Here is a 5290-nt window from a genome sequence, read left to right on the forward strand (position 1 = left end):
TATCTTCTGGCTCTCCCCACCTATTGAAGGTTGAAAGGCCAGCGGCATATTTCTGACCATTGGGATCTTGCAACGTATTGGCATTCATCTCTGTATTAATAATTCCTGGAAGGATAGCATTCACCGTAATATTACGGTTTCCAAGCTGCTGAGCCAAGCTGAGCGTAAGTGTGTTGACCGCCCCCTTTGATACGCTGTAAGCGAAAACATTAGGAGAGGCCACTCGTGTAACAAACGATGAGATATTGATAATACGACCTCCATCTTTTAGACGTGATAAACCTTTCTGGATAACAAAAAGCGGTGCTTTGACGTTAATATTCATGACCTCGTCAAAAGATTCTTCCGTCGTCTCCTCAATGTTTATAATTTGTCCGATTCCAGCATTATTCACAAGAATATCAAACTGATTATCACCTGTCCGTTTCCGAATGGCTTCATCCAATTTCTCATATAAATCACAAATGCCCTTAACGGTACTTAAATCCGCACCAACTGTGAATGCAGAACATCCACTTTGTTGAATCTTATGAACCACTTCCTCTGCTTCATTTTGTCTTTTTCCATAATGCACTGCGACTAACGCGCCATCCTGAGCCAGTCGTAACGCAATGCCACTACCGATTCCCCGGCTTGCACCAGTTACTACAGCAATTTTACCTTTTAACTTACTCATGCTCGCATCTCCTTGATTAAAATTCATGTTTAGTTATATCACAAGGTGATGTTTGAAATGTTGCTCTCTCATTCGGTATTCATGTTTGTCGCCAATGAGAAACTAAATTAATGAATGCAAGTGATAATTAAACTACAATGTGAAGTAGCTAGGAGATTGAAGTATAGCTTTTGGTGATTTTATAGACTCTTAATGGACAATATCATGATCACACGTGAAACGTTTAAATATACTGAAACTGGATCAGTGGGATTACTTAAAGATGGAAGAAGAATGCTTGTCATACAAGCGAGTGGGGCTATCTATACAAATGACGATTGGTATACGGAAGTTGAATACTCTCATAAATATCTGAAGGCGATGTTTAATTTCCTTGGTATTGAAGATTATCAAATCATTCGCGCGCAAGGGACGGATTTATTAGATTCAAATGAAGTATTACAAAAAGCATATAAAGAAGTTGAAGAAGCAGCTTCAAGATAGTCTACTAAATAAAATTTTACACTGGAAGAAAGAGAGGCTATTAATATATTAGAGAAAATTTATTAATAGCCTCTCTTTATGTTCTATTTTGTAAAAAACGGTTCCATAAATCAAAAAAGAAATATCTGGTACATTTTAAACATAATATACTAAATTATGAATGTGTAGTTAACAATTATATACTGTGGGAAAGGAGTGAGCCAGATTCCCATATTAAACATAATATACGGTTTTTTATGTAGTATATTTAACCGTTTGTTAACAAGACCCTTATTTTTTATTAAAAACTGCCCTTGTTGAAGGGGCAACAAGGGCAGGACAGACATATGGATTTGCAAGGGGTAATCTGCAAAATCTTATAAATTGTAACATGTATATATACCTAGAGTGGTTACGAAAAAGTAACAAAAACGCTATTTGATTAGGAAACAGGTGATTCCATTGAGTGAAGCAAAAGGTTGGTACACATTGGCCGAGGCCCTCGAAATATTAGAGTTAGATATTAATGAAATTATGAGACTTGTAGATGAAATTGAAGAGGAATAATTTTTTAATAGCAAAAGGAAGCTGAATAGTGAACTTAAGGGAGTACGCCGTTTATAAGCTACACACTTAAAAAAATAAATATGCCCTAGTATGGCGCAGGGCTAGGGCATAAAAGTTAGTTAGTAAATATCTTCATAACAATACTAACATATTATTTGTTTTTAATGTTAGGAATTATAGATATTCCAATTGGATTTCGAAAAATCTTAATAAAAAATTCATTTTGTAGAAAAGAGGAATAGATATGTGTACTTATTGGGAAAACACAGTTAAAGAATTCTTCAAGAAACAAGAACGGGAACGAAATAAAAGAGCAGATAGCAAAAGCTAACTGCTCGGTTCTCTCCAAGGGGGAACAAGGAGAAAATCTAATGTCATATACATTATTGACGGAATATTGAGTTTTATTCAGTTATCTATAAGAATCGAAATAAAATATCTTTGATTAATCCTATGGCTCCAATTAGGAGTATCGATAGAAAAACTAACGACCTTTACTATAATTGACGTTGTATAAGCTTAGCTTGATAGCGATGGAGTCCCGCCACATGCCCATTAGCTTAAAATTTTATAATTCCACCAAACAACAGATTTATCATTTTAGTCAAGAAGACTCCTTCCTTAATGAACGTGAAGAGTCGCAGCCCAGTGAGTAGGTGGGAGATGAATTGGCTAAAATGATAAAACAAAAAAGTAATATAAAATTTTTGTTTTGGGGGCACCTCAAAATATTAGGTTGATAGGCATGGGGTGCCACCAACAAATCAGAAAAACCCAAGGCTAAGCAAAAAAATATAATAAGCTGCCCATATGGACAGCTTATTTACATAATTATCGAAAGCGGAAGTTAAAAGTTGTTAGTTTCTTGCTCAATTAAAGCGCCCGTTAGTTAAAGATTATGGATAATTAATTTGAAGGTGTCTTTATTTAAATACACCTTTTCTTTTAGAAAGCCAATCTTCTAAGGCATCTTCGTGTAGTTTTGTGAATAATTTCGGTATTTGGTCTATTGGGAAGTATTTTAAATCTAAAGTTTCAATACCATCTACTGTAAGTTCCCCACCAATTGGCTTGCATTGAAAACAATGAGTGATAGTCTGAGCTTTATCTCCGTTCGGAAACTCACCAGAATATTTAGAGTAGACACCTATAAGATGTTCAACCTCAACATTTAATCCTGTCTCCTCAAGTATTTCTCGTTTAGCGGTTTCTTCAAGAGATTCTCCAAGTTCCATAGCACCACCTGGAAGACCCCACTCATTTCTATCTCCCCGTTTTTGTAAAAGGATTTCATTTCGTTCGTTATAAACAATACCTCCAGCAAAATTAAGAAATATTAAATCGTGCCCTACTTTTTTCCGAATATAACGAATGTAGTCCTTATTTGTAGTCATAAATTTCCCCCTATTTATATATAAAATACAAATTAATTATATATAAAAATAGAATAAAATGGTAATAAAAATGATATTATTCCTTATTCAACTAACCTGTCATTTAATTGAATAAGGAACAGTGTATATCCTATACATGTTAGGTTGACATAACGCATCATTAGCGAAAGTTAATTATATTTTTCTACGTACTAAATAAAAAGCTAAGGACCCCATAATAACAGGTGCAACGAAATAAAAAAAATGCGGAAAAGTAAAAGTAAAAATAAAAAGAAATGGTGTAAGTGTATAGATAACTGCTAGTCCTATAAATACAGGAATTCCAAATTGAAATTCTCTACATCGTTTGATTTTCCTGTATAGGACTTCCCCAATTAGACAAGCTATAAGAGCTGGTATACTACCATAAATGACGATAGTTTTAATGAATCCAAATAAAACGGTCGGGTGAATAAAGCTAGGATTAAAAATATATGCAATCAAGAACCATCCGAAAATAAAAGTAAACAGACTTGCAGCATAACTAATTACAAATTTTTTCAACGTAATCATCCTCACAATTTTCTAATATTATCTTCATTGTATGACAGTTATCATTATGTAAGATAGATAAAATGTGAAATGAATATCGTATACATGTGAGGTTGACATAACGTCCTATTATCGATAGCAAATAAAAAGTACAAACCTTTGATGTTATTAGGTTTGGCCGTTTTTTCTATTTCCAAAATTGCCACCACTTTTTTTGTTGGGTGGCTGCAATCAATTTTTTAGTTTCCTGTGTTTCACGGATCATAGCCATTAGGTTTTGATCACGTTCATTCATTCTTCAAACCATTGCTTTTTGAAAATCTTGTTGTTGTTTTTGCTGTTCAGTTAACCATTCTTTTAAACTTTTTTCATGTTTTTTAAGTTATTCAGATACTCTTTCAGTAACAATTCTATCTAACTCCTGAACAGCTACAACTTCTCGTCTTACTTGGATTTGTTCAGTTTGTTGTTTAGTTGTTTGTATCAGTTCAATGTTTATATATTCAGGGAATCCTTCTTTATTGAGGAGCGCAATAATTTGTTTTGTTTGGAGGTTTCTTTTATTTCTCATTTTAGCTATAAATTGAAAAACAGGTATAGATTCTTGATGAATTAAATATTTGTTCTTTTCCCCTTGTTGAAATTTAAAAAAACTAGCGTATGTTTGACAGTTTCGTTTTATAGTCATAGCTGATACTTTTATTTCTTTGGCTACTTCTTCAGCTGATAGCCAGTTTTTTTTGTTGTATTGTTCAGATCACCATCTTTCTAAACAAAACACTATTCAAACAACTAAACAATTTTATAGTTGACAAGGGTTCCCTTGTTTTTCTGTTTAGATGGCTGTTTAGATAATATACAAATAGTTTAACACCTGAACATCTAAACAGTCATCTGAACAAGCTGAAAATAGATAAAGAAGATAGACTAGTAAACAAGCTGTTTTCTACTTTTAAACATAGAATATAATGAATCCTATTTTAATATAAGGGGGGGATTTATATTCATGAGAGATGATTGTGATAGATTTTGGGATGATTTAATGTTCTGTAGACGTGACCGTGACTGCGATTGTGATGAATGTCGTCGAAGACGTAACCATGATCGTGATTTCGATTGTGATGATCGTCGAAGACGTGACCATGATCGTGATTTCGATCGTGATGATCGTCGAAGACGTGACCATGATCGTGATTTCGATCGTGATGATCGTCGAAGACGTGACCATGATCGTGATTTCGATCGTGATGATCGTCGCAGACGTAACCGTGATCGTGATTTTGATCGTGATGATCGTTGGGATTGGTAAATCCATTTGGAAAAGTGCTTTGAGGAAAAGCACTTTTTTTGTTCAAGAATTTTCTGGTCTTATTTGTTAAGGGAAGATAAGGATAATTGAACTACCCCCACTTTCACCTCGTTTAGAAGTGGGGGATTCCTAAGTAAAGAGTTCTATCGAGCTCTAATTTATTAGGCTATCTCCGCAGTTCTTGCGGTTAGAAGTCTTATCGCTTCATTCTTTAGATTGATACTTGCGTTAATATCCCTATCATGATGTGTAGTACAGGAAGGGCAGTCCCATTCACGTAGGTTTAGATTTTTAACGTCTTTGTTTTGATATCCACAACAAGAACATAATTGGCTTGAAGCAAATGTTTTC

At 34.2% G+C, this 5290-nt stretch carries 5 protein-coding genes and 2 pseudogenes; 2 read left to right on the forward strand and 5 right to left on the reverse strand.

Annotation, left to right across the window (positions count from 1 at the left end; translation table 11 throughout):
* Nucleotides 1-676 (reverse strand): SDR family NAD(P)-dependent oxidoreductase (locus tag BAU28_RS27060; protein WP_071721062.1); only part of this gene is annotated, 676 nt, incomplete at its 3' end.
* A 192-nt stretch (nucleotides 677-868) separates the two neighbouring features.
* Between BAU28_RS27060 and BAU28_RS27065 the strand changes: the two are divergent.
* Nucleotides 869-1159, forward strand: a pseudogene (locus tag BAU28_RS27065) (NAD(P)H-dependent oxidoreductase); the annotation flags it as partial.
* Nucleotides 1160-2628: 1469 nt separating this feature from the next.
* On the opposite strand, the gene BAU28_RS27070 reads toward BAU28_RS27065, so the two are convergent.
* The 3 genes and pseudogenes from BAU28_RS27070 to BAU28_RS27080 all read right to left on the reverse strand — a co-directional run bounded on the left by BAU28_RS27070 (nucleotide 2629) and on the right by BAU28_RS27080 (nucleotide 4318).
* Nucleotides 2629-3099 carry an NUDIX hydrolase gene (locus BAU28_RS27070; RefSeq protein ID WP_071721064.1) on the reverse strand — a complete coding sequence of 157 codons (471 nt, stop codon included), beginning with the start codon at nucleotides 3097-3099 and terminating at the stop codon, nucleotides 2629-2631.
* Between the two features lie 174 nt (nucleotides 3100-3273).
* Nucleotides 3274-3651 (reverse strand): hypothetical protein, encoded by a 378-nt coding sequence (locus BAU28_RS27075; RefSeq protein ID WP_071721066.1) that lies wholly within the window; start codon nucleotides 3649-3651, stop codon nucleotides 3274-3276.
* Between the two features lie 166 nt (nucleotides 3652-3817).
* Nucleotides 3818-4318, reverse strand: a pseudogene (locus BAU28_RS27080) (DUF3967 domain-containing protein).
* 318 nt (nucleotides 4319-4636) lie between these two features.
* Here BAU28_RS27080 and BAU28_RS31365 point away from each other — a divergent pair.
* Nucleotides 4637-4939 (forward strand): hypothetical protein, encoded by a 303-nt coding sequence (locus BAU28_RS31365; protein WP_071721068.1) that lies wholly within the window; start codon nucleotides 4637-4639, stop codon nucleotides 4937-4939.
* A gap of 161 nt (nucleotides 4940-5100) precedes the next feature.
* Here BAU28_RS31365 and BAU28_RS27090 read toward each other — a convergent pair.
* Nucleotides 5101-5290: zinc ribbon domain-containing protein (locus BAU28_RS27090; protein WP_165615199.1), on the reverse strand; the 190-nt coding region annotated here is incomplete at its 5' end.

Source organism: Bacillus paramycoides (assembly GCF_001884235.1).
Taxonomy (GTDB): Bacteria; Bacillota; Bacilli; order Bacillales; family Bacillaceae_G; genus Bacillus_A; species Bacillus_A paramycoides.